The following is a 23,834-nucleotide window of genomic DNA, read 5'->3' as shown; positions in this document are numbered from 1 at the left end:
AAGTGTTACAGCGTCCTTTTGCGCGCCTCAAAAGGTGCGCGGCGCTGTAATGCGGGCGGTTTATCTGATCCGGTCGAGAATGGAAACGTAGTTGGCGACCGCCGCGCCACCCATGTTGAAGATGCCGCCGAGTTTTGCGCCCGGCACCTGGATGCCGCCGGCTTCGCCGACAAGCTGCATGGCGGTCAGAACATGCATGGAAACACCGGTGGCGCCGATCGGATGACCCTTGGCCTTCAGCCCGCCCGATGGATTGACCGGCAGGCGCCCATCCTTGGCGGTCTCGCCGCTCATGGCGAGCTTTGCCCCCTCGCCCGGCTTGGCCAGGCCCATCGCCTCATACTCGATCAGTTCGGCGATGGTGAAGCAGTCATGCGTCTCGACGAAGGACAGATCGTCTAGTGTCACGCCAGCATTCTTCAGCGCCCGGGTCCAGGCCTGTTCGCAGCCTTCGAAGGTCAGGATGTCGCGCTTCGACATCGGCAGGAAATCCTGCACATGCTCATTGGCGCGGAAGGCAACGGCGCGGCGCATCTTCAGTGCCGTCGCGGTGTCGGCTAGGACAAGGGCCGCGGCGCCGTCGGAGACCAGCGAACAGTCGGTGCGCTTCAACGGACCGGCAACGAAGGGGTTCTTTTCGCTTTCCTGGCGGCAGAACTCATAGCCGAAATCCTTGCGCATCTGCGCGTAGGGATTGTCGACACCGTTCTTGTGGTTCTTGGCGGCAATCATCGCCAGCGCGTCCGACTGGTCGCCATAGCGCTGGAAATAAGCCTGCGCGATCTTGCCGAAGACGCCGGCAAAACCCGCCGGAGTATCGCCATCCTCAGGCAGATAGGAAGCCTTGAGCAGGTTCTTGCCGATCTCGGGGCCGGGCGTCGTGGTCATCTGCTCGGCGCCGACCACCAGCACGATGCGGGCAGCGTTGGCATCGATGGCACGGATGCCTTGCCTGACCGCCGCCGAACCGGTGGCACAAGCGTTCTCGACGCGCGTCGCCGGCTTGAAGCGCAACCGGTCGTCGGCCTGAAGCACCAAGCTGGCGGTGAAATCCTGCGCCGAAAAGCCGGCGTTGAAGTGGCCGAGTACGATCTCGTCGACCTCGTCCGGGCCGATGCCGGCATGGTCGAGTGCGTCGGTCGCCACCTTGACGATCAGGTTTTCGAGCGTCTCGCCCTCAAGCTTGCCGAAGCGCGAATGCGCCCAGCCAACGATGCATGCGGTCATGGCGGTCTCCATCCTTGGCGCCAGCCTAGCATGAGGGCTCATGGCGCATTTCGCCTTTATTGTTCAAATATAAACAATCGTGCCCGTGCCGGGAAGGGCCGGAATGGGACAATCGCTTGGTGCAGGCTGGGCGGGTGTCGATTTTTTTGTTGATTGACCCGTCAATAAAAAATAATCCTGCTTCAAAGGACCCTACCTAGATGCCGAAAGTCGGAATGGAACCCCTGCGCCGCAAGGCGCTCATCGACGCGACGATCTCGGCGATCGGCGAACGCGGCTCGCTCGACGTGACCATGTCCGAGATCGCCGGCCGCGCCGGCGTGTCCTCCGCCCTTGCCCATCATTATTTTGGCGCCAAGGATGAGCTGCTGCTGGCGACGATGCGCCACATCCTGGCCGAACTGACCATCGACATGCGGCGCGCCCTTGGCGCCGCCGGCAGCCCGCGCGAGCGCGTTTCTGCGGTCGTGGCCGTCAACTTCTCCGAGCTCCAGTTCCAGCCGGAAACCATCGCCGCCTGGCTCGCCTTCTATGTCGAGGCGCAGAAATCGGCGGCGCTGCGCCGGCTGCTCAAGGTCTATGCTCGGCGCCTGCACTCCAACCTGTTGAGCGGGCTGACCGGCATCCTGCCGAGAGCCGAGGCCGATCGCGTCGCCGAAGCGACCGCGGCGCTGATCGACGGGCTCTACATCAGGCGGGCGCTGAAGGACGGCGTGCCCGACGCCGCGACCGCGATCGCGCTGGTCGAGGACTATCTCGAAACCAAACTCGGTGGACGGCAGACACAGTGACAGCCAAGCGACCCAATTTCCTGATCGTCATGGTCGATCAGCTCAACGGTACGCTGTTCCCGGATGGGCCGGCGGACTTCCTGCATGTGCCGCATCTCAAGGCACTGGCCGCCCGCTCGGCGCGCTTTGCCAACAACTACACCGCATCGCCGCTTTGCGCGCCAGGGCGGGCCTCGTTCATGAGCGGGCAGCTGCCGTCTCGCACCGGGGTCTATGACAATGCCGCTGAATTCGTCTCGTCGATCCCGACCTTTGCCCATCATCTGCGCGCCGCCGGCTACTACACCTGCCTGTCGGGCAAGATGCATTTCGTCGGACCGGACCAATTGCACGGTTTCGAAGAGCGGCTGACCACCGACATCTATCCGGCCGACTTCGGCTGGACGCCGGATTACCGCAACCCCGGCGAGCGCATCGAATGGTGGTATCACAATCTGGGCTCGGTGACCGGCGCCGGCGTCGCCGAGACCACCAACCAGATGGAATATGACGACGAGGTCGTGTTCCTGGCCACGCAGAAACTCTATCAGCTTTCGCGCGAGCAGGACGATGCGGACCATCGGCCCTGGTGCCTCACCGTTTCGCTGTCGCACCCGCACGATCCCTATGTCGCGCGCAAGCAGTATTGGGATCTCTACGAACACTGCCAGGCGCTGGACCCGGAAACCGGGTTCATCGCTCATGACAAGCAGGACACGCATTCGCAGCGGCTGTATCACGCCAGCGACTATCCGTCTTTCGAGATCACCCCTGAACAAGTACGTCGTTCCAGGCGCGGCTATTTCGCCAACATCTCCTATGTCGATGACAAGCTCGGCGAGGTTCTGGACGTCCTGCAGCGAACGCGCATGCTCGACGACACCATCATCCTGTTCTGCTCGGACCATGGCGACATGCTCGGCGAGCGCGGCCTGTGGTTCAAGATGAGCTTCTTCGAAGGCTCGGCGCGGGTGCCGCTGATGATTGCCGGCAAGGGCGTTCGCGCCGGACTGATCGAAGCGCCGGTCTCCAATCTCGATGTAGCGCCGACGCTTTGCGACCTCGCCGGCATCGACATCGGGGCGATCGCACCGTGGACCGACGGCCAGTCGCTGCTGCCGCTTGCCAATGGCGGGCAGCGCGCCGCGCCTGTGCTGATGGAATATGCGGCGGAGGGCTCCTGCGCACCACTCGTTGCGATCCGCGACGGCAGATACAAATTCGTCCATTGCGAGCTCGACCCGCCGCAACTGTTCGATCTCGAGACCGATCCGCTCGAGCGAGACAATTTGGCCGGCGACCCGGCCAATGCGGACTTGGTGGCGGCGTTCATGAGCAAAGTCCGCGCGCGCTGGGACATGTCCGGCTTCGACGCCGCCGTGCGCGAAAGCCAGGCGCGCCGCTGGGTCGTCTATCCGGCGCTGCGCAACGGCGCCTATTACCCATGGGATTTCCAGCCGCTGCAAAAGGCGTCGGAACGCTACATGCGCAATCACATGAACCTCGACAATCTCGAGGAGAGCAAACGGTATCCACGAGGCGAATGATGGCAGACCTACTCGTCCCCTCCCTCGACCATCTCAAGCAGGCCTATGCCGTCACCTCGCGGGCGACACAGATCACGCCGCTGCTGGAATCGGCGGCACTCGCGCGCGAGACGGGCGCCGCCCGCGTGTTCATCAAGCCGGAATCGCTGCAATGGGCAGGCTCGTTCAAGATACGCGGCGCCTATTGGCGGCTGAAGCAGCTTTCGGTCGAAGAGGCGAAGAAAGGCGTCGTCGCCTATTCCTCCGGCAATTTTGCGCAAGGGCTGGCGGCGGCCGGCCAGGCACTCGGCATTCCGGTCACCATCGTCATGCCGATCGATGCACCCGCCGCCAAACGCGACGCCACCGCAGGGTATGGCGCCCGTGTCGTGCTGACCGACCATGGCGAGCGCGCGCGTGAGGAAGTCGCCGCCGCCAAGGCGCGCGAGATCGCCGAGACCGAAGGGCTGGCCCTGCTGCATCCGTTCGACGATCCGGAGATCGTCGCCGGCCAGGCGGGGGCCGGTCTCGAAGCGCTCGACCAGCTTGCCGCCAAGGACGCCAGCGCCGACCTTTTGTTCTGCTCGGTCGGCGGCGGCGGAYTGATCGGCGGCGTTTCGCTCGCCTTCCACTATCTCTCGCCGGCCACCGAGATCATCGGCGTCGAGCCGGAAGGTTTCAACGGCATGGGCTCGTCGCTGGCGCATGGCAGCATCGAGACGATGCCGATCGGCCCGAAGTCGATCTGCGACGGGTTGATGTCACGACGGCCCGGCGACGCTCCGTTCGCGGCGGTCAAGACCGCCGGCGTCCGCGGCATCACCGTCGACGATCAATCGGTACGGCGCGCCATGCGGATCGCCTTCGAGCGCATGAAGCTGGTGCTCGAACCGTCGGGGGCCGCCTCGCTGGCGGCGCTGCTCGGCGGCAAGGTGGATGTAAAGGGCAAGACCGTGCTCGTGATGGCAACTGGCGGCAACGTCTCGCTCGCCGATTTCATTACGCATATGAACGATGGGCTGAAATGAACCATGCTTGAAGCGGATTTCGTCATTATAGGCTCCGGCTCGGCCGGCTCGGCCATGGCCTATCGGCTGTCGGAAGACGGCAAGCATTCGGTGATCGTCGTCGAATTCGGCGGCACCGATGTCGGGCCGCTGATCCAGATGCCGTCGGCGCTGTCGATCCCGCTCAATATGAGCCTCTACGACTGGGGCTTTGCCAGCGAACCCGAGCCGCATCTCGGCGGCCGCGTGCTGGCGACGCCGCGTGGCAAGGTGATCGGCGGTTCGTCCTCGATCAACGGCATGGTCTATGTGCGCGGCCATGCCCGCGACTTCGACCATTGGGCCGAAGAAGGTGCGACCGGCTGGGGCTTTGCCGACGTGCTCCCCTACTTCAAGCGCATGGAGGACAATGACGGCGGCGAGGATGGCTGGCGCGGCCATGGCGGGCCATTGCACGTACAGCGCGGCTCGCGACGCAATCCGCTTTACGGCGCCTTCGTCGAGGCGGGGCGCCAGGCCGGGTTCGAACTGACCGACGACTACAATGGCTCCAAGCAGGAAGGCTTTGGGGCGATGGAGCAGACCATTCGCGGCGGCCGCCGCTGGTCGGCTGCAAGCGCCTATCTGAAGCCGGCGTTGAACCGCAAGAATGTTAGCCTGCTCAAGGGTTTCGCTCGCCGGGTGATCATCGAGAATCAACGCGCCGTCGGCGTCGAGATCGAAGCTCACAAACAGATTCAGGTCGTTAAGGCGCGACGTGAGGTGATCGTCGCCGCATCGTCGATCAATTCGCCCAAGATCCTGATGCTGTCGGGCATCGGTCCGGCCGAGCATCTGAGGGAAAACGGCATCGAAGTGGTCGCCGACAGGCCCGGTGTCGGCCGCAATCTGCAGGACCATATGGAGCTTTACATCCAGCAGGAATCGACACAGCCGATCACGCTGAACTCGGTGCTCAACCCGTTCTCGAAGGCGCTGATCGGGGCGCAGTGGCTGTTCTTCAAGACCGGGCTTGGCGCCACCAACCATTTTGAGGCGGCTGCCTTCGTGCGCTCGCGCGCCGGTGTCGACTATCCCGATATCCAGTACCACTTCATTCCGGCGGCGGTCCGCTATGACGGCAAGGCGGCGGCGAAGTCGCACGGCTTCCAGGCGCATGTCGGGCCGATGCGGTCGAAGTCGCGCGGCTCGGTGACGTTGCGCTCGCCGGACCCGAAATCGAAGCCTGTGATCCGCTTCAACTACATGTCGCATCCTGACGACTGGACGGAGTTCCGCCACTGCATCCGGCTGACCCGCGAGATCTTCGGCCAGAAGGCGTTCGATGGCTACCGCGGCAAGGAAATCTCGCCGGGCGRCCACGTGCAGTCGGATGACGATCTCGATGTCTTCATCCGGGATCACGCCGAGAGCGCCTACCATCCTTGCGGCACCTGCAAGATGGGCCGCGCCGACGACATGATGAGCGTCGTCGATCCGGAATGCCGGGTCATCGGCGTCGAGGGATTGCGCGTCGCCGATTCCTCGATCTTCCCGCGCGTCACCAACGGCAACCTCAATGCGCCGTCGATCATGACCGGCGAGAAGGCTTCCGACCACATTCTCGGCCGCACACCGCTGGCGCCGTCCAACCAGGAACCCTGGATCAATCCGCGCTGGCAGGCATCCGACAGATAGAGCATGATCCGGCGAACATTCCGCCCAAGCGAAGACGATTTGGAGACCTCCATGCGCGCCCAGCCCACGGCATCGCACTATGTCAACGGACGCTATATCGACGATGAGCAGGGCGCGCCGCTGCCGGTCATCTATCCGGCGACCGGCGAGACGATCGCCATGCTGCGTTCGGCGACGCCGAACGTGCTGGAACTCGCCGTCGAGGCCGCGCGTGCCGCGCAGCCTGCCTGGGCGCGGTTGAAGCCGGTCGAACGCGGACGCATCCTGCGCCGCGCCGCCGACATCTTGCGCGCCCGCAACGCCGACCTCGCTCGCATAGAGACGCTCGACACCGGCAAAGCGATCCAGGAGACACTGGTGGCAGATGCGCCGTCGGCCGCGGACTGCCTGGAATATTTCGGCGGCGCAGTCGCCGCCTACAATGGCGAGGCGATAGATCTCGGCGGGCCCTTCGCCTATACGCGGCGCGAGGCGCTTGGCGTCTGTGTCGGCATCGGCGCCTGGAACTACCCGATCCAGATCGCCGGCTGGAAATCAGCGCCGGCGCTGGCCATGGGCAACGCCATGGTGTTCAAGCCGTCGGAAAACACGCCGCTGTCAGCGCTCGCGCTGGCTGAAATCTACAGCGAGGCCGGCCTGCCGGATGGGCTGTTCAACGTCGTGCAGGGCTATGGCGATGTCGGCGCCGGGCTTGTCGGTCATGATGTCGTCGCCAAGGTCTCGGTGACAGGCTCGGTGCCGACCGGTCGCAAGGTGCTGTCGCTGGCCGGTTCGAAGATGAAGCACGCGACGATGGAGCTTGGCGGCAAGTCGCCGCTGATCGTCTTCGATGATGCCGACATCGAGAATGCCATTGGTGGCGCCATGCTCGGCAATTTCTATTCGACCGGCCAGATCTGCTCCAACGGCACGCGGGTCTTCGTGCAGAGCGGCATCCACGACCGCTTCGTCGAACGGCTTGTCGAGCGGACGAAAAAAATCCGCATCGGCGATCCGCTCGACCCCGAAACCCAGATGGGACCGCTGGTCTCCAGAGCGCAGCATGAGAAGGTGGTCGGCTATATCGCGGTCGGCAAGCAGGATGGCGCAGTTCTGGCCTGCGGTGGCAACGTGCCTTCGCTGCAGGGGTTCGACGGTGGCTTCTTCGTCGAACCTACCGTCTTCACCGGCGTCACCGACACGATGCGCATCGCCCGCGAGGAGATTTTCGGGCCTGTGATGAGCGTGCTGAAGTTCGACGGCGAGGACGAGGTGATCGACCGCGCCAACGACACCGAGTTTGGCCTTGCCGCGGGCGTCTTCACGCGCGACCTGCCGCGCGCCCATCGCGTCATCGCTGAGCTGCAGGCCGGCACCTGCTGGATCAATGCCTACAATCTGACGCCGGTAGAGATCCCCTTCGGCGGCTTCAAGCAGTCCGGCATCGGCCGCGAGAATTCGCTGGCGGCACTGGCGCTCTATTCGCAGCTGAAGTCGATCTATGTCGAGACCGGCGACGTGGCGAGCCCGTACTGAACCCAGCCTATGTCGGCTTCTGCGCCGTGCTGTCCAGATACTGGGTCAGCGCACAAACCAGGTGATAGAAGATGCTGGCCGGCACGTCGGTCGCCAGCGAGCGGCCGCGTTCGTCGATGCGGTCGATCCACAGGCCTAGCGGCGCCGGGTCGATGTGCCAACGGAACAGGCGGCCAACGCGTTCCTCGATTTCGGGCTTGAGGTCGGGCCCGCCCGAGCCGTCCAGCGCAATCGCCGCCTTGACCGCTTCGGCCTGCGGCCAACTGCGGGAGACGCGGTCGAGCGGCAGGCCTTGCCTGGAGACGGCGCCATAAGCGAGACCGGTAGCGCGGTTGAGGCCGTTGGCGATGGCCGAGGCATAGAGTTTTCGGGCGAAGCCGCTCAGTTCGGACTGGCCGCTACGCCCGGCGAAATCGACCAGCAGGGACGCCCATTCAAAGTGATGACCGGGCTCGGTCCAGGCCCCCTTCTCGCCGGCGGACGGTTTCCATTCGGCATCGAAATATTCGCCCAGGGTCCAACTTTCGGCGTCGAAGAAATAGCTGCGGAACAGGTCGATGATGCGTGCCGCACGGCGCAGATGGGTGCGCTCGCCGGTCGCCTGATACCAGGCAAGAAAGGCCTCGAGCAGATGCATATGCGGGTTGGAGCGCCGTTCGCCCTCCCCGTCCGATGTTTCGAGGAAGCCAGTCAAGCGGCTGTCCTCGAGATATGTGTCGAGAAAGGCTAAGGTTTCCTGACCAAGCTGCAAGGCGTCGGGATTGCCCGACATATGCGCATGCGCCAGTGCCAGCAGCACGCAGGAATGATCGTAGGCATCCTCGGTGGCGTCGGCCACGGAGCCGTCGACGTTCAGCGTGCGCACCCAGCCGCCTTTGTCGGTGCGGCCATTTTTGGCCACGAAGTCGATGCCGTGGCTGATCAGCCGGTCGGCCGGACCGTCCCAGCCGCGCGCTTTGGCGACGGCGAAGGCATAGACCTGCCTTGCCATGGTGCGCATGCGCTTGGGCTTCATCAGCGGTGAGGCATCAAGGCCGAGCGCTTCGTGAAAACCGCCATGACGCTCGTCGACGCCCGATGTCGACCATAGCGGCAAGGTCTCCTGAAACAGCCAGTGATGCACGCGCCGTCGCCAGGCGCCGCTTTCGATGACGCGGTCATGCGCCGGCGTGAACCGGGTTTCCAGCCGCCCCGATTTCTCGAGCTGTTCGACGATCTTCTTGACGTGCTGGCTGTGGCTGACCGGGGCGACGAAGGTGGCGTCAGTGGTCGAGACGATGGCGACGTCCTTCATGCCGATCGCCGATAGCAGGCGCCCGTCGCTGCGGATGTAGGAGTTCTCGCAGTCAATGGCGACGACATCGCCGATGACGACATTGCCCTGGTCGTCGGCAGGGCCGACATCGAGCAGCGACTGCCAGGAGCCGAGATCGTTCCAGCGGAAGCCGGCTGGCACCATGGCGATGTCTTTTGCCCGCTCCATGATGGCGTAGTCGATCGAGTTCGACGGGATGGCCCCATAGAGTTCCAGCGGCATATAGAGACCGGACAGATCCGATGTCGCCGCTCTGTAGGCCGCTTCGGTGGCCTGCCAGATGTCAGGTTGGAACGCCGCGAAGGCGTCGCGCATGGCGCCGGCGCGAAACAGGAAGATGCCGGTGTTCCAATAGAAATTCCCGGCCTGGAGATAGCTCTGCGCCGTCGCAAGGTCCGGCTTTTCGACAAAGCGCGACACGTCGAAGGTGCCGCCGCTTTCAGCCGCGACTTCGATATAGCCATAGCCGGTCTCGGGCTGCGTCGGCTTGACGCCAAATACCACCAGCCGGCCGGCGCGCGCCGCCTCGGCACCGGCTTCGACACTCTGCCAGAATTGGCGCGGAGTGTTGATCTCGTGATCCGACGGCACCACCAGAACCAGGCTGTCGCCGAACTCGGACAGCGTGCGCAGCGTCGCCAGCGCGACGGCGGCGGCGGTGTTGCGGCCGGTCGGCTCGAACAACGGCCCGCCGCCGGCGAGATCGAGGCCGGCAAGGTCAGCGCGGACGCGGTCGGCATGACGCTCCGAGGCGATCAGGAAGATGGGCGTTTCGCCCTCCGGTCTCGCCGTGAGCCGACGCAAGGTCTTGGCCAGCATCGAGCCATCGCCGGACAGATCGTGGAACTGCTTGGGGTTGTCCTCGCGCGACAGCGGCCATAGCCGCGAGCCGATGCCGCCGCTCATGACAAAACTAACGATCCGCTCGGTCATTCAGGTCTCGCGCTCAGAAGCAATTGGTGACCGGTTGCTACTACACAAGCCTTAAGCGGTGTTTATGCCCTTGGAAATGCGTTTGGATGCAAGCTCGACAAATGCCTTGACCAGGGGCGATAGGTGGCGGCTGCTCGGATAGAGGGCATGCAAGCCGCCGGCCGGTGTCGTGTAGTCCGCGAGAACGTGCTGCAGTCGCCCCTCCTTGATCAGCCCTTCGGCCATCGCCTGGGGCAATTGGGCGATACCGAAGCCGGCGAGCGCGGCTGCAACGACCGCCTGCATTTCATTGGCGGCAAAGCGCCCTGCCACCATGACCGTTTCCTGGCCGTGTGGCCCTTCCAGCACCCAATGGGCGCCTGAGGCCGAAGCGCCTGCGATGACGCATTGATGGTCCGTCAAGTCCGCCGGGCTTTGCGGCGTGCCGTGCCGGGCGAGATAGTCCGGGCTGGCGCCGAGCAGCCGGTGCGTGGAGCCGAGCTTGCGGGCGATCAGCGTCGAATCCTGCAGCATCCCGGTGCGGAAAGCGAGGTCTATGCCGTCCTCGACCAGGTTGAGCCTGTCGTCGGTGAGGCGGAGTTCGACATTGGTCTTCGGATACATTGCGAGAAAGTCGACCACGGCGCGGATCAGGAAATGGCCGCCAAAGCCGACCGGGGCCGAAATGCGAATCGTGCCCGACGGCTCCGCCCTCGCCTCCGCCAGGCGCAGATTTGCCTCCTCGATGGTGCGCAGCCCCTGGCTGCTCTGCTCATAGTAGAGACGCCCGGCATCCGTCAGGTTGAGGCTACGTGTCGTGCGCTGCAGCAGGCGGACCCCGACTTCGCGTTCGAGCGCGGCAATGCGGCGGCTGACCGTCGTCTTGGGCATGGCGAGCAGTCGCGCGGCAGCGGTGAAGCTGCCGGCTTCGACGACGCGAGCGAACACGACGATATCGTTGAGATCGATCATTGTATTCAAAATTGGGACGACGTTTCCCAATTATAGTCAATTATGCATCAATCCGAAAGATCCTAGTTTTGCTGCAGCCAAACAAGAAGGAGCAGACACCATGGCCAGCAAACGAAACATTCTGGTGACCGGCGCGACAGGCCAGCAAGGCGGCGCGGTTGCGCGCGCATTGTTGTCCAGGGGACATCGCGTCAAGGCCCTGACGCGCAAGCCGGACAGTGAGGCCGCACGCCAACTGGCGTTGGCGGGCGCAGAGATCGTGGCTGGCGACCTCGCTGACGCAGCCTCTGTCGTCAGGGCCGCAAAAGACGTCGAGACCATGTTCCTGATGGGCAACAGCTATGAGGCTGGCATGCAGGAGGAAACCCGCCAGGGGATCATCGCCGCAGATGCCGCCAAGGCTGCCGGCGTCGGACACCTGATCTATTCATCCGTTGCCGACGCCAACAAGAAGACCGGCATCCCGCATTTCGAAAGCAAGTATCTGGTCGAGAAGCATGTCGTCGGGCTTGGTATCCCCTACACGATCAGCGCGCCGGTCGCCTTCATGGAGAATGTTGTGGCGCCATGGTCGATCGGCGCGCTCAGCCAGGGCACTCATGCCTTCGCGATGCCTTCCAAACGCGCGCTCCAACTGGTCTCGCTGGCGGACATTGGCGGCTTCGTCGCGGCCTTGGCCGAGCGGCGAGAACAGGTGTTCGGCAAGCGGTTCGATTTCGCCGGGGACGAATTGTCGGGCGAAGAGCAAGCSAAAATCCTGTCCGAGGCCATCGGTCGCCCGATCCGCTATCAGGAAATCCCGCTCGCCGTGGCGCGCCAGCAAAGCGAGGATGCGGCCCTGATGTTCGAATGGTTCGACCGCGTCGGCTACGACGTCGATATCACCGCCTTGCGCAAGGATTTCGCCGAGGTCCGCTGGCACAGTTTTGCCGACTGGGCGCGAGCGTTCGACTGGAGCGCCCTGGAGCAGACCGCTTCCGCCGGCTGAGTACCCTGTCGCTGACAATCGCGAAGTGACTAGGTCCTGCAGCTAGAAAGTCTGGTTGTAGGCGCCGACTTCGGGACTGCGGCGCAGCACGGCGTCGACAGCGTCGAACATCTGCCGGCGACGCTGCGACGACACCGGGCTTTCGACGACGACGACAAGCTCCGGCTTGTTCGACGAGGCGCGCACCAGGCCCCAGGTGCCGTCCTCGGCGACGACGCGCACGCCGTTGACGGTGATCAGATCGATAATCTTCTGGCCAGCGAAACTCGCGCCATCGCGCTTCATCGCCTGAAAATCGGCAACCACCCGCTCGACCACGCCATACTTCACATCGTCGGCGCAGTGCGGCGACATGGTCGGCGTGCCGAAGGTCAGCGGCAGCGCGCGATAGAGGTCGGCCATCGAGCTGGCGGGGCTGCGATCCAGCATCCGGCAGATGGCGATGGCGGTGACCAGCCCGTCGTCATAGCCGCGCCCGATCGGCGGATTGAAGAAGAAATGGCCTGACTTTTCGAAGCCTGCGACGGCGCCGAGCTCGGCGACGCGGCGCTTGATGTAGGAGTGACCGGTCTTCCAGTAGTCGGTGACGGCGCCGTTGGCGCGCAGCACCGCGTCGGTGTTGAACAGGCCGGTCGACTTGACGTCGACGACGAAGGTCGAGCCGGGGTGGAGCAGCGAAATATCACGCGCGAGCATGACGCCGACCTTGTCAGCAAAAATCTCGTTGCCTTCATTGTCGACGACACCGCAACGGTCGCCATCGCCGTCGAAGCCGAGCCCGACATCGGCGCCGGTCTCCAGCACCTTGTCCCTGATGGCATGCAGCATCTTCATGTCCTCGGGATTGGGATTGTAGCGCGGGAAGGTGTGGTCAAGTTCGACATCGAGCGGGATGACCTCGCAACCGATGCGTTGAAGCGCTTCCGGGGCAAAGGCGCCGGCGGTACCATTGCCGCAAGCGGCGACCACTTTCAGCTTTCGCGTGATGCGCTTGTCACGGACCAGATCATCGAGATAGGTCGCGCGGAAATCGCGGACGAAGTCATAGGAACCGCCGCCGGTGAGGTCGAAGTCGCCAGCCAGCACGATCGCCTTCAGGGCGCTCATCTCCTCCGGGCCGAAGGTCAGCGGCCGCGCCGCGCCCATCTTGACGCCGGTCCAGCCATTCTCGTTGTGCGAGGCGGTGACCATGGCGACGGACGGTGTGTCCAGCGCGAACTGGGCGAAATAGGCCATCGGCGACAGCGCCAAGCCGATATCCCTCACCTTTGCACCGGCCGCCATCAGGCCGGTGACCAGCGCCAGTTTGATCGACAGCGAATAGGAACGGAAATCGTGCCCGGTGACGATATCGGGGCCAGCACCGAGACGGCGGATCAGTGTGCCAAGCCCCATGCCGAGCGCCTGGACTCCGATCAGATTAAGCTCCGGCGGCTGCGCGGAGCCGGGATGACCGAACCACCAGCGCGCATCGTATTCGCGAAAACCCGACGCCTTGATCAGCGCCTGGATTTCGAATTCGAAGCTGTTGGGGCGGGCTTCGCCAACGATTTTTGGGGGCAAGACAGCAAAGCTCCAGGCGGCAGAAATACGATCCATCCAGGCGGCGGTCTAGCACACAAGGCTTTATGCCCGGTTTATCCCGGGTGGAAATCCGGGCTTTCCGGGAATGCCCGACGAAAGACGACGAAATGCGACAGAACCACTGCCATTGCCGCTTGCAGGAACGAAGTGCGGCGGCTATAAGCCCGCGGTCTGGTCACGGAGTGTAGCGCAGCCYGGTAGCGCACCTCGTTCGGGACGAGGGGGTCGCAGGTTCAAATCCTGCCACTCCGACCAGAAAAAACAGACACTTAGGTGTTTGTTTCTCCCGACACCCCACAGATTGCTTCGCCTATTTATCCACCGCGCCCACAGTGGTCAGGCGCGTGAACGCGCGGCATGCTCTTGTGGCAGTCCCACGGTCGCCGTCGACCGACATGCAGGGCACTCCTTCGTCTGCAAGCGCAACTCGGTGCGCGAGGGACGACTGTATCCTGCGGAAACAACTTGATGAAAAACTTCGCTACCCATACCATGCCACACCTTGGTGAAATCTGATCAGGAGGTCAGTGGAATCGGTCGGGTTTGAGCCAGTGCAAGGTAGGGAGGATAATCATGGCTTCCGAAGTACAGGCCAATAATGGCGTTAACGTAGAGGCGCTTCTCGCCGCAAAGGAAGCGCTTTCCAACGCCCCGGAGGCCGCGCAATTCAAGTGGCGCGCGGCTTGCGAATGGAAGGACGGCACCCACAGCCACTCGACAGTCGAGAGCTTCTACGGTCTCGGGCAGGACCAGCATCGCAAGACCACGTTCGCATTCGACGCCGACCATCCGGAGGTCTTCGCTTCCTTGGATAAGGGCGCCACGCCTGTCGAATACGTGCTGGTCGGGCTGGCGAGTTGCCTGACCGCCGGCATCGCCGCGGTTGCCCAGAACCGCAATATCCAGTTGAAGTCGGTGAAGGCGACAATCGAAGGCGACATGGATCTCGCCGGCATACTCGGCATCGACAGCGACGTCCGCAACGGCTTCAGCGGCATCACGGTAAAGTACAACATCGACGCCGACGCCAAGCCCGAGGACATCGAGGCTCTCGTCGCTCAGTCGCAGAAGCGATCTGCGGTCTATGACATTGTCACCAATCCGACGAACGTCACGGTCGTGGTGAATTGAAAGGCACTTCGAGCGATAGACTCTGAGAGGGCGCGATTAGTTCCGTCACCACCGTGATCGTCGGTGCAGGGCACGCGGGGCTCGCGATGAGCCGCTGCCTCGCGGAGCGTTCGATCGACCATGTGCTGCTGGAGCGCGGCGAGATTGCCCATACCTGGCGCACCGAGCGGTGGGATTCGCTGCGGTTGCTCACCCCGAACTGGCAGAGCCGGCTACCGGGCTTCCGCTATGACGGCGACGACCCCGATGGCTACCGGACGATGCCAGAGGTGATCGATTTCCTCGGGAACTATGCCAAGGCGATCTCGGCTCCGGTCAGAACCCACACGACCGTCACCTCGGTTCGCAGCGACGGGGCGGGATATCTCGTGCGCACGGATCGCGGCGAGTGGCGGTGCCGGACCGTGGTGCTGGCGTCGGGCGCGTGCAACTTTGCGCGCCTGCCCGATTTCGCCGTCCGCGTGCCGCCGTCGATCACCATGCTGACGGCGCAGTCCTACCGCAATCCGGGTCAGGTCGCCGACGGTGGCGTGCTGGTGGTGGGCGCGTCGGCCAGCGGCACCCAGATCGCTCAGGAACTGCAGCGTTCGGGGCGCCAAGTGACCCTGTCGGTGGGCGAGCACATCCGGGCGCCCCGCGTCTATCGCGGCAAGGACCTGGAGTGGTGGATGGACGCCGCCGGCGTGCTCGACGAGCGCTACGACGAGGTAGACGACATCAGGCGGGCACGACGGGTTCCTTCGCTGCAGCTTGCCGGCACGCCCGACCGCACCACCCTCGACCTCAATGCGCTGGTCGACCTCGGGGTCCGGCTCGTCGGCCGCCTCGCCGGCATCACCGAAGACGGCAAGGCCCAGTTTGCGGGGTCATTGCGCAACATGTGCGCGCTTTCCGATCTGAAGATGGCCCGGCTGCTCGACCTCATCGACGAATGGGCGCGCGACAACGGCCTGGACGCGACGGTCGGGCCCCCGGATCGCCCGCCGGCGACCCATGTCGAGGACAACCCGCCGCTCGGCCTCGACCTCGCCAGCGGCGCGATCAGGACGATCATTTGGGCCACCGGCTACCGTCCGGACTACTCGTGGCTGGAGCTGCCGGTCCTCGACCGCAAGGGTTACGTCCGTCACGACGGCGGGGTTGCCGAACATCCGGGCCTGTACCTGATGGGAATGCAGTTTCTGCGCCGCCGCAAATCTGCGCTGATCGACGGCGCTGGCGACGACGCGCGTGATCTCAGCGCCCATCTGGCATCATACCTGGGGTAGAATTCAATCAAAGACCAGGGAACAGGTCCGTCGCCGCGACACCTCCGAATTCGGTGACCCGCAATCATATTCCCAGGTGCAACTTCGGCTTCCAGAAGGGGCGGAACAACTCAATCTTTGGACAGCGGTTCATCACCACTTTCAAGCCTGCTTCCTCCGCCAACCGGGCGGCAGCGTCATCGCGCACGCCAATCTGACCCCACAGAACCTTGGCGTTGATGGCGATGGCCTCCTCAGCAACGTCCAACAGATCTTCGGAACGGCGAAAAACCTCGACCATATCGACAGGCCGGTCGATGGCCGCCAGCGACGGGTACACCTTAAGCCCTCGGATTTCATCCAGACCGGGACTGGGGTTGACGGGGATCATATCGTAGCCGATCTCGTGCAGCACCCGCAGTACACCATAGGAGAACTTGGTCTTGTCGGGGCTGGCCCCCACCATCGCGATGGTTTTGACCGATTTCAGAATTCCTTGCAGATAAGCCTCCGGATAGGGCTCATCATGGTTCATATGGGTCATTTCTGTTCGTCCAACGGGGTCGCAATATCGGCTTTCAATTCATGCGCGGCCAGGGGGTCAAGGAAGGGGTTGCGGTAGAGCTTGTCGTGACTTTCAACGCCGACCTCCAGCGTGCAGTCGCTCAAAGGGCGGGCGACGCAAAGGATTATGTAGCCATTGTTGATCTGGCGGTTGTTCAACGCCCGCTGCGCTTGCTGATTGACTTTGCCGCTGATTATTTTGGCCGCACAGCTTATGCAGCCGCCATACTGGCACCCGTAGGGCAAATCCACGCCCTGCTCGCGCAAGCTTTGCAAGAGGGGCTTGCGGTGATCGACGTCAAAGGCCGCACCGCCTTGGTTGGCGAGAGTGATGGTGAAGTTGGTCATACCCAGATGTCACTCGTGCAATCACCGCCGGGATAACGGGTTTCATGGCAGCGGCTTGGTCCATTTGGTTCCTTGCCAAAATCGACAACAAATCGCGGATCGATTTCCATGCCGCCGTTTTCGGTATCGCAATTGACCATCAGCATGCATCCGCCATTGGTGCGGATTTCCGGATAGAACTGATTGTCCCAGGTGGAGAAAAGTGAGGTTGTCACATACAGGCGCTTGCCGTCGAGGCTGAGCTGTATCATCTGAGGCCCGCCAGTCACTTTCACGCCATTGACCTCAGGCGCACGGCCGAGAAGTCCGCCCATCCACACTTGTCCGGTAAGCTTGGCATTGTGAGGGTCCGAGATGTCGTACTGACGGATGTCGCCGTGCAACCAGTTACAAAAATAGAGGTATCTATCGTCCATGCTGAGCAGGATGACCGAGATCACGCCCGGAATCGGGATCGGCCATTCGGGATGTGGCTCATTGTCGACATCGATAATTTTTTCCCATTGCCAATCACCCGCCGCATCCTTCCACCAATGGATGATATTTGCTGAAAGGGCCGCGCCAACAAAGCCGTGACTGCTGTCGGGATTGTGGTGGAACCGCACTTCCAGTGGGATCAGGCCATCTTCACCGAGATAGAATGTTTGCTTCGGCTCCTTCTTTTCAAAATCCCAGAAATGGATCTCCCGGCCATATTTCAGATGGCCAACCTCTTCCAGGTCAAAACCGGGCATGAAGGTATTGGGAGCGGCCCACTCCGAACTGACCATTACGTTGTGTCGCGGCTGGTACCAGAAATCATAACCAAACTTGATACCGCCCATGGAGTTTTCCCAACGGCCGACAATCTCGAACTCCTTGCTGAGTTGCAAATAGCCGCCGGGGGCATTGCCCTGAGCGTCGCCAAGCATGGAAACGATGATGTCCGAGCCGAGGCAATGCACCGTGTGCGGTGCCGACAAGTTGGTCCTGGCTTTGATGTCAGCGCCGCTTATGATTTTGAATAGTGTCGGATTGCGGGGATCGGTGCCGCAATCGACAATGTGCAGATTGGACGAGCGCACACCCGGCACAATCAGATATTTCCGCTCCATGCTCGCATCGCCATGGCACGACGAGCAGGCATTCCAGCCCGAGTGATGAAGCTCATCGCCAATCCCCGGCATTTGCAAACGTGAAATCACCTGGCTGTAGGTCGAACTCTCGGGGTCGACATCAATGGTGCACAAATAGTCCGGCTTCTGAATGCCCGTGCCGGTGTAGATGGCAATCGTATAGAGCAGCTTTTCGCGAGGTGCGGTCATCGCCTCGGCTGGGGAAGCATAGCCCGGTCCACAGCAATGATTGGTCATGGGTATGTCCCCAATTTGAACAGATCACTGGGCAGCCCCTACGGGGTCAAGCTGGGATGTTAGTGCATGCTTGGCATTGGCGCTATGGCCGAGGGTGGCTACCGGGGGGACGGAATGCGAACACTCCCCGCTCCTCCCCACGGAAGCCGATGGCCGACGGGCCGATGAACGGGCGACCGGCCAGAACTCGCGTCGCGTTTATCGGAGGCCGAAGAAGCTCAATATCGCAATTACGATGACCACCGCGCCAACGAGCCAAATGATGTTGTTCATAATCGTTCTCCTGTTGCCTTGGGAAGCCCGCGCCTCTGGCGGAGAACGCGGGCCGACCAGCCTTTGCCGGCTGATCTTCAGCAGACACGGATGTCGGCTGTGAGGAGTAGAACAATTAGGCACGTCTAATGTTCCGCCATTTGGCAAATCGAGAGATGGCCTGGTGAATTTGCCTTTGTATTAGCTGCGCTTCATATTTGTAGTTACGGCGGCGACAGAATGCCGGTCAGGTCCGGAGCCAACATGCGCAAATTGGTTGTCACAGCAGCAGTCGCACTTGCCTGCGGTTGCGCGCCCTCGCAGGCAAACGACGAGCGGTCATGCAAGATAGTACCGGCGGCAGCGCAGCTCTCCGGAAAGACCAACTGTAGCGAAGGTGATATCGCTGCGATCTCTGGCATGAGCGGCAAGGAGCTGCCGGAGGCAGTAGCCAGATATTGCGATTTTTGGGGGCAGATCGTTGTGCTGCCCGACGTGAGCGAGACCGACGCGTCGAGACGCATCGTTCTTTGCAAATACCATCAGCGAGAGGCAGCCCCTTCTCAGCCCTAGGCGATGCGATCGCCCCTCTTTCGACATGCCGCAAGCGTTTCGGGCTGGCCCAAGCAGGCCGGAACCAAATTGATCACAGGCAGTTATCCAAACGAAGGGCCAATTCAGGAAATGGAGAAACTGCAATGAAAACAATGATCATGTGCGCGTTGGCGCTTTCCGTCGGCTTGCCGGCCATAGCTTCGGCAGCCGAGGCCGATGTGGTTATCAGAACCCACCATCGACACCACAACAGCGTCAGGATCATCAACGAGGACGGTCAGCGCTTGCATCACCGCCGCCATGGCGAAGTTGCGTTCTATGACCATGGACGCCGGCATCATCGCGGAGACATGGTCGTCGTGAGACGGCATCATCGCCCAGACACCGTCGTCGTGACAGGCTCCGTTTCCACTCACCGTCACTATCGCCACCACCCCGTGGTCATCGAAAACGACGGCTACTGATCGCCCACTGCCTGCCCAAGCGAACACGAAAAGAAAGCCCGCCCCAGCGTCAGCCGGGACGGGCTTTCCCGTTTACCAGTCATTGTTTTAGTGCACTCGACGAACACCAACTTCGAGTGACAGAGAACGTTCCTGAAATTTGCGGGAACCCCGTGTGTTCATGTGGCGATGGGCTCGCCTCTGTGATGGGTTCCGCAGCGATCGGAAACTTTGACGAAGATGGCCGTCGGCTCTAGTAGTTCGATGCATATGATGGAGCCAGTGAAACGGCTGTGCCGGGTGCGGACATGAATCTGATTTCAACGACAGCCTCACCACCGGCTCTTGTGATTGCACTGTTTCTTCTCGCCGGCTGTTCGTCGATCGGCCGAACCGTCGATCCGGCGAAATACGACAGCATGAGCTGCGCCGAGCTCAACAGCGCGATGGGTGTCGTCGCGCGCGACATCTCGCAAACAGCAATCACCCGCGGCAAGGTCGCCAACACCAGCGTCCCACGCTGGCTGCTGGGCGGCGCGCGCGTGAAGGGCGCGGTCGCGGAGCGCGAAACGGCCAGGATCGACCGCCTGAAACAGCAGCAAGCGGCTCTTGCCAGCGCCAGGGCACGCCGATGCACCTCGCCTTCGCAATGAGCTTGAGTTCTCCCGAGCGGGCGCGCTTCAGGCGCTCAGCCTGAAGCGTGTGACGTCGATCGCGGCGGCCATCAGCGTCTGTGTGTAGGCGTGCTGCGGGTTGCTGAAGATCGCCTCGGTCGGCCCCTCCTCGACGATCTTGCCTTGCTTCATGACGATGATGTAGTCGGCCATGGCGCGCACGACCGAGAGATCGTGGCTGATGAAGAGGTAGGACAGTTCGTGGTCGGCCTGCAGCTTGCGCAGCAGTTCGACGATCTGTTTCTGCACCGAGCGGTCGAGGGCCGAGGTCGGCTCGTCCAGCACCACCAGCTTGGGCTTCAGGATCATGGCCCGCGCGATGGCGATGCGCTGCCGTTGCCCGCCGGAGAATTCGTGCGGGTAGCGGTTGCGTGCATTGGGATCGAGGCCGACTTCGTTCAGGGCCTCGACCGCGCGCTGATCGCGCTGCTTGCCCGACAGGTTCGGCTCATGCACCAGCAATCCTTCGTTGATGACCTGGCCGACAGTCATGCGCGGCGATAGCGAGCCGAACGGGTCCTGGAAGACCAGTTGCATCTCGCGCCGCAGCGGCCGCATCGCTTGTCGGTCGGCGGTGGAAATGTCGCGGTCGCCGAAACGGATGAGGCCATCGCTCGGCAACAGCCGCAGCAAGGCGCGGCCGAGCGTCGATTTGCCCGAGCCGGATTCACCGACAATGCCGATGGTCTGGTTGCGCTGCAGCCGGATCGAAATGTGGTCGACGGCGCGCAGCATCAGCGGCTCGCCAGCAAGAAACCCGCCGCCGATCCTGAATGTCACTTCGACATTCCTGCCTTCGAGCACCACCGGGGCGTTGGCGGGCGGCGGCGCCTTGCTGCCGGTCGGCTCGGCCGCCAGCAGCATTTTCGTATAGGCATGCTGCGGATTGACGAAGATGGCTTCCGCCTCCCCCTCCTCGACGACCTCGCCCTGGCGCATGACATAGACGCGATCCGCGAAGCGCCGGACGATGCCGAGATCGTGGGTGATGAAGACGATCGCCATGCCGAGCTTGCGTTGCAGCTCGGCCAGAAGCATCAGGATCTGCGCCTGGATGGTCACGTCGAGCGCCGTCGTCGGCTCGTCGGCGATCAGGATGTCCGGGTCGTTGGCAAGCGCCATGGCGATCATGACGCGCTGGCGCTGGCCACCCGACATTTCGTGCGGGTAGGATTTCATCCGCCGCTCGGGATCGGGGATATGCACGAGGCGCAGCAGCTTGAGCGCCTCTTCGTGCGCCTCGGCGGCATTCAAGCCCCGATGCCGGCGGATCGGTTCGATCAGCTGGTTGCCGATCGAATAGAGCGGATCGAGCGAGGTCATCGGCTCCTGGAAGATCATGCTGATCTTGGCGCCGCGGACCTTGTTCAGTTCGGATTTGCTCAATGTCAGAAGGTTGCGGCCGCGATAGTCGACACTGCCGGTGGCTTCGCCATTCGACGCCAGCAGGCTCATCGCCGCCATCATCGTCTGGCTCTTGCCGGATCCGGACTCGCCAACCACGGCAACGGTTTCGCCTGCATTGACGTGGATGTTGATACCCTTCACCGCCTCGACCGCGCCGTCGAGCGTGCGAAAGCGGACGCGCAGGTCCTTGACGCTGAGGATCGTTTCGGAAGCAGCCATCTCAGCGGTCCTTGGGGTCGAGCGCGTCGCGCAGGCCGTCGCCGACGAAATTCAGGGCGAACAGCGTCGAGACGAGGAAGAAGGCGGGAAACAGGAGCAGCCAGTTGGCGGTGCCGATGTTCTTGGCGCCGACCGAGATCAGCACGCCCCAGCTGGTCATCGGCTCCTGCACGCCGAGCCCGAGGAACGATAGGAAACTCTCCAGGATGATGACCTGTGGCACCAGCAGCGTCATGTAGATCACCACGGGACCCAGCAGGTTGGGAATGACGTGGCGCAGCAGGATGCCGCGCTGGCCGACGCCCATGGCTTCCGCCGCCTGGACATATTCCTGGCGGCGGATCGACAGCGCTTGGCCGCGCACGATGCGGGCCATGTCGAGCCACAGCACGGCGCCCACGGCCAGGAACATCAACACGAAGTTGCGGCCGAAGAACACCACCAGCATGATGACGAAGAAGATGAAGGGTAAGGAATAGAGCACATCGACGATGCGCATCATCACCTCGTCGACCTTGCCCCCGGCAAAGCCGGCCGCCGCGCCATAGACGACGCCGATGACCACCGCCACGACGCCGGCGAGCAGACCGATGGCCAATGAGATGCGCCCGGCCATCAGCGTGCGCGACAGGAGATCGCGGCCGGTGTTGTCGGTGCCGAACAGGAAATACTGCTGCTTGACCGAGGCGCTCATCGTCACTTCGAGGCCGTCGGGCGACTTGCTTTCGATCTTGGTGTCGTCAAAGGCGTCGGAACGGTCGAGATAGCGGATGTTGCGGTCGTCGATCGGCTTGGTCGACTTGACGGTGACGAAGACCTGGTTGCCTTCCTGCCGCCATTCCTTGATGTCGACACGCATGCGCTTGATCGCTTCGGTGAGCGCCGTCTCGATCATCTCGGCCTTCGGATAGGCCGACAGGCTGGGCGGCATGCGCACATAGTCGGCATAGATGGTGGTGTATTGATGCGGCACGAACCAGGGTCCGAACACGCTGACGACACCGATCAGGGCAAGGTAATACAGACTGAACATGGCGGCGCGATTGGCCTTGAGGCGCGCCCAGGCGTCCRCCCAGAGCGAGCGGCCGATGACGGCGGGAGCCGTGGCTGCAATGTCAGTCATAGCGCACCCTCGGGTCGACGACCGCGTACATGACGTCGACGATCAGGTTGAAGACGATGGTAAAGATGGCGATCACCACCACCGTTCCCATCACCAGCGTGTAGTCGCGGTTGAGCGCGGCATCGACAAAATAGCGGCCGACGCCCGGAATGGAGAAAATCGTCTCGACGATGACCGAGCCGGTCAGCAGCGCGGCGGCTGCCGGGCCGGTGAAGGAGACGATCGGCAGGATGGCGCCGCGCAGCGCGTGCTTGACCACCACCGACCAGTCGGAGAGGCCGAGCGCGCGGGCTGTGCGGATATGATGGGACCGTAAGGATTCGATCATCGAGCCACGCATCAGCCGGGCGACGATGGCGATCTGCGGCAGAGCGAGCGTCAGCACCGGGCCAACCTTGTTGATGAAGGCGCCATCGCCCCATCCGCCGATCGGCAGGAGCTTCCAGGTCAGCCCGAACAGGAGCTGGATCACCGGCGCGATGACGAAGGTGGGGATTGTGCTGCCGGCGGTTGCCAGCGCAATCACAGTATAGTCGCCAAGCTTGTTCTGGTTGAGCGCGGCAATGGTGCCGAGCACCGAACCGAGCAGAAGTGCAAGGACAAGCGCCGAGGTGCCGAGCTGGATCGAAATCGGCAGCCCCTTGGCGAACAGTTCGGTGACGGTGAAATCCGGCATGTTGTAGCTCGGTCCGAAATTGCCGCGCAGCAGATTGCCGAGATAGTGGACATATTGCAGCCAGAGCGGATCGCCTAGGCCGAATTGCGCTTCCAGATTGGCCCTGATCTCGGGGCTCAGCCCTCGCTCCTGGTTGAACGGGCCTCCCGGCGCGACGCGTATCAGGAAGAACGCCATGGTCACGATGACGAACAGCGTCGGAATGGCGGTCAAAAGCCGCCTTAGTACATATCGCAGCATCGGTGCCCCGCTTGATCCAGAGCAGCGCGCGTCCAGTTGGACGATTGCACTCTAGCCTTCAAATCTTCGCACCGACATTGCCGAAAAGCGATTCCGGTTCCCGGGCCGAT

General features: G+C 62.7%; 20 protein-coding genes and 1 tRNA gene. 11 read left to right on the top strand and 10 right to left on the bottom strand.

Features of this window, described 5'->3' with window-relative positions; genetic code table 11:
* Positions 1 to 60 precede the first annotated feature (60 nt).
* Positions 61 to 1,227 carry an acetyl-CoA acetyltransferase gene (locus AC1D0I_RS08025; protein WP_477394215.1) on the bottom strand — a complete coding sequence of 389 codons (1,167 nt, stop codon included), beginning with the start codon at positions 1,225 to 1,227 and terminating at the stop codon, positions 61 to 63.
* A gap of 200 nt (positions 1,228 to 1,427) precedes the next feature.
* Here AC1D0I_RS08025 and betI point away from each other — a divergent pair, with 200 nt between their 5' ends.
* The 5 genes from betI to betB are packed head-to-tail and all read left to right on the top strand — an operon-like array spanning position 1,428 to position 7,722.
* Positions 1,428 to 2,018 (top strand): choline-binding transcriptional repressor BetI, encoded by a 591-nt coding sequence (betI, locus tag AC1D0I_RS08020; RefSeq protein WP_095089822.1) that lies wholly within the window; start codon positions 1,428 to 1,430, stop codon positions 2,016 to 2,018.
* Entirely contained in the window at positions 2,015 to 3,544 is a 1,530-nt protein-coding gene (betC, locus tag AC1D0I_RS08015; RefSeq protein ID WP_477394213.1) for a choline-sulfatase, read from the top strand. The genes betI and betC overlap by 4 nt, the downstream gene beginning before the upstream one ends.
* Entirely contained in the window at positions 3,541 to 4,551 is a 1,011-nt protein-coding gene (locus AC1D0I_RS08010; protein ID WP_477394212.1) for a threonine/serine dehydratase, read from the top strand. The genes betC and AC1D0I_RS08010 overlap by 4 nt, the downstream gene beginning before the upstream one ends.
* Before the next feature lie 3 nt (positions 4,552 to 4,554).
* Entirely contained in the window at positions 4,555 to 6,207 is a 1,653-nt protein-coding gene (gene betA, locus AC1D0I_RS08005; protein ID WP_477394210.1) for a choline dehydrogenase, read from the top strand.
* 51 nt (positions 6,208 to 6,258) lie between these two features.
* Positions 6,259 to 7,722: a betaine-aldehyde dehydrogenase gene (betB, locus tag AC1D0I_RS08000; protein ID WP_457152584.1), complete on the top strand. Its 1,464-nt coding sequence runs from the start codon at positions 6,259 to 6,261 to the stop codon at positions 7,720 to 7,722.
* Between the two features lie 7 nt (positions 7,723 to 7,729).
* On the opposite strand, the gene AC1D0I_RS07995 is transcribed toward betB, so the two are convergent.
* Together AC1D0I_RS07995 and AC1D0I_RS07990 are read right to left on the bottom strand one after the other, a co-directional pair.
* Entirely contained in the window at positions 7,730 to 9,970 is a 2,241-nt protein-coding gene (locus AC1D0I_RS07995) for a mannose-1-phosphate guanylyltransferase/mannose-6-phosphate isomerase (RefSeq protein ID WP_477394208.1), read from the bottom strand.
* Positions 9,971 to 10,021: 51 nt separating this feature from the next.
* Complete coding sequence (locus AC1D0I_RS07990) at positions 10,022 to 10,921, bottom strand: LysR family transcriptional regulator (protein ID WP_477394206.1); 900 nt, start codon at positions 10,919 to 10,921, stop codon at positions 10,022 to 10,024.
* A gap of 100 nt (positions 10,922 to 11,021) precedes the next feature.
* Between AC1D0I_RS07990 and AC1D0I_RS07985 the strand changes: the two genes are divergently transcribed.
* Positions 11,022 to 11,909: an NmrA/HSCARG family protein gene (locus AC1D0I_RS07985; protein WP_477394204.1), complete on the top strand. Its 888-nt coding sequence runs from the start codon at positions 11,022 to 11,024 to the stop codon at positions 11,907 to 11,909.
* 42 nt (positions 11,910 to 11,951) lie between these two features.
* Here AC1D0I_RS07985 and AC1D0I_RS07980 read toward each other — a convergent pair whose 3' ends face one another.
* Entirely contained in the window at positions 11,952 to 13,472 is a 1,521-nt protein-coding gene (locus AC1D0I_RS07980) for a phosphomannomutase/phosphoglucomutase (protein ID WP_477394202.1), read from the bottom strand.
* Positions 13,473 to 13,671: 199 nt separating this feature from the next.
* Here AC1D0I_RS07980 and AC1D0I_RS07975 point away from each other — a divergent pair.
* The 3 genes from AC1D0I_RS07975 to AC1D0I_RS07965 all read left to right on the top strand — a co-directional run bounded on the left by AC1D0I_RS07975 (position 13,672) and on the right by AC1D0I_RS07965 (position 15,892).
* Positions 13,672 to 13,748 (top strand) — tRNA-Pro (locus AC1D0I_RS07975).
* Positions 13,749 to 14,066: 318 nt separating this feature from the next.
* Entirely contained in the window at positions 14,067 to 14,624 is a 558-nt protein-coding gene (locus AC1D0I_RS07970) for an OsmC family protein (protein WP_095089778.1), read from the top strand.
* Positions 14,625 to 14,677: 53 nt separating this feature from the next.
* Positions 14,678 to 15,892 carry an NAD(P)-binding domain-containing protein gene (locus AC1D0I_RS07965; protein WP_477394200.1) on the top strand — a complete coding sequence of 405 codons (1,215 nt, stop codon included), beginning with the start codon at positions 14,678 to 14,680 and terminating at the stop codon, positions 15,890 to 15,892.
* Positions 15,893 to 15,956: 64 nt separating this feature from the next.
* Here the strand turns inward: AC1D0I_RS07965 and AC1D0I_RS07960 are convergent, their stop codons facing one another.
* From AC1D0I_RS07960 to AC1D0I_RS07950, 3 genes are read right to left on the bottom strand one after another with little or no spacing between them, the layout of a single operon-like run.
* Complete coding sequence (locus tag AC1D0I_RS07960; RefSeq protein WP_184872230.1) at positions 15,957 to 16,406, bottom strand: CoA-binding protein; 450 nt, start codon at positions 16,404 to 16,406, stop codon at positions 15,957 to 15,959.
* A 5-nt stretch (positions 16,407 to 16,411) separates the two neighbouring features.
* Positions 16,412 to 16,783, bottom strand: coding sequence for a 2Fe-2S iron-sulfur cluster-binding protein (locus AC1D0I_RS07955; RefSeq protein WP_477394198.1), 372 nt, complete (start codon positions 16,781 to 16,783; stop codon positions 16,412 to 16,414).
* Entirely contained in the window at positions 16,780 to 18,135 is a 1,356-nt protein-coding gene (locus tag AC1D0I_RS07950) for a selenium-binding family protein (RefSeq protein WP_477394196.1), read from the bottom strand. The genes AC1D0I_RS07955 and AC1D0I_RS07950 overlap by 4 nt, the downstream gene beginning before the upstream one ends.
* Before the next feature lie 950 nt (positions 18,136 to 19,085).
* Between AC1D0I_RS07950 and AC1D0I_RS07945 the strand changes: the two genes are divergently transcribed.
* Positions 19,086 to 19,406, top strand: a complete 321-nt coding sequence (locus AC1D0I_RS07945) for a hypothetical protein (protein WP_477226163.1) — start codon at positions 19,086 to 19,088, stop codon at positions 19,404 to 19,406.
* 287 nt (positions 19,407 to 19,693) lie between these two features.
* Positions 19,694 to 20,038, top strand: coding sequence for a hypothetical protein (locus AC1D0I_RS07940; protein WP_477226162.1), 345 nt, complete (start codon positions 19,694 to 19,696; stop codon positions 20,036 to 20,038).
* Positions 20,039 to 20,065: 27 nt separating this feature from the next.
* Here the strand turns inward: AC1D0I_RS07940 and AC1D0I_RS07935 are convergent, their stop codons facing one another.
* The 3 genes from AC1D0I_RS07935 to AC1D0I_RS07925 are packed head-to-tail and all read right to left on the bottom strand — an operon-like array spanning position 20,066 to position 23,724.
* The gene (locus tag AC1D0I_RS07935) at positions 20,066 to 21,685 is read right to left on the bottom strand and encodes an ABC transporter ATP-binding protein (RefSeq protein ID WP_477394194.1); all 1,620 of its coding nucleotides are present in this window, start codon (positions 21,683 to 21,685) and stop codon (positions 20,066 to 20,068) included.
* Position 21,686: 1 nt separating this feature from the next.
* Positions 21,687 to 22,808 carry an ABC transporter permease gene (locus AC1D0I_RS07930; RefSeq protein ID WP_477394193.1) on the bottom strand — a complete coding sequence of 374 codons (1,122 nt, stop codon included), beginning with the start codon at positions 22,806 to 22,808 and terminating at the stop codon, positions 21,687 to 21,689.
* Positions 22,801 to 23,724: an ABC transporter permease subunit gene (locus AC1D0I_RS07925; RefSeq protein ID WP_477226159.1), complete on the bottom strand. Its 924-nt coding sequence runs from the start codon at positions 23,722 to 23,724 to the stop codon at positions 22,801 to 22,803. The genes AC1D0I_RS07930 and AC1D0I_RS07925 overlap by 8 nt, the downstream gene beginning before the upstream one ends.
* Positions 23,725 to 23,834: the final 110 nt, after the last annotated feature.

This window comes from Mesorhizobium sp. P2_D1, from assembly GCF_056404455.1.
Note: the sequence above shows the minus strand (reverse complement) of the source record. Positions and strands in the feature narration are given on the sequence as shown.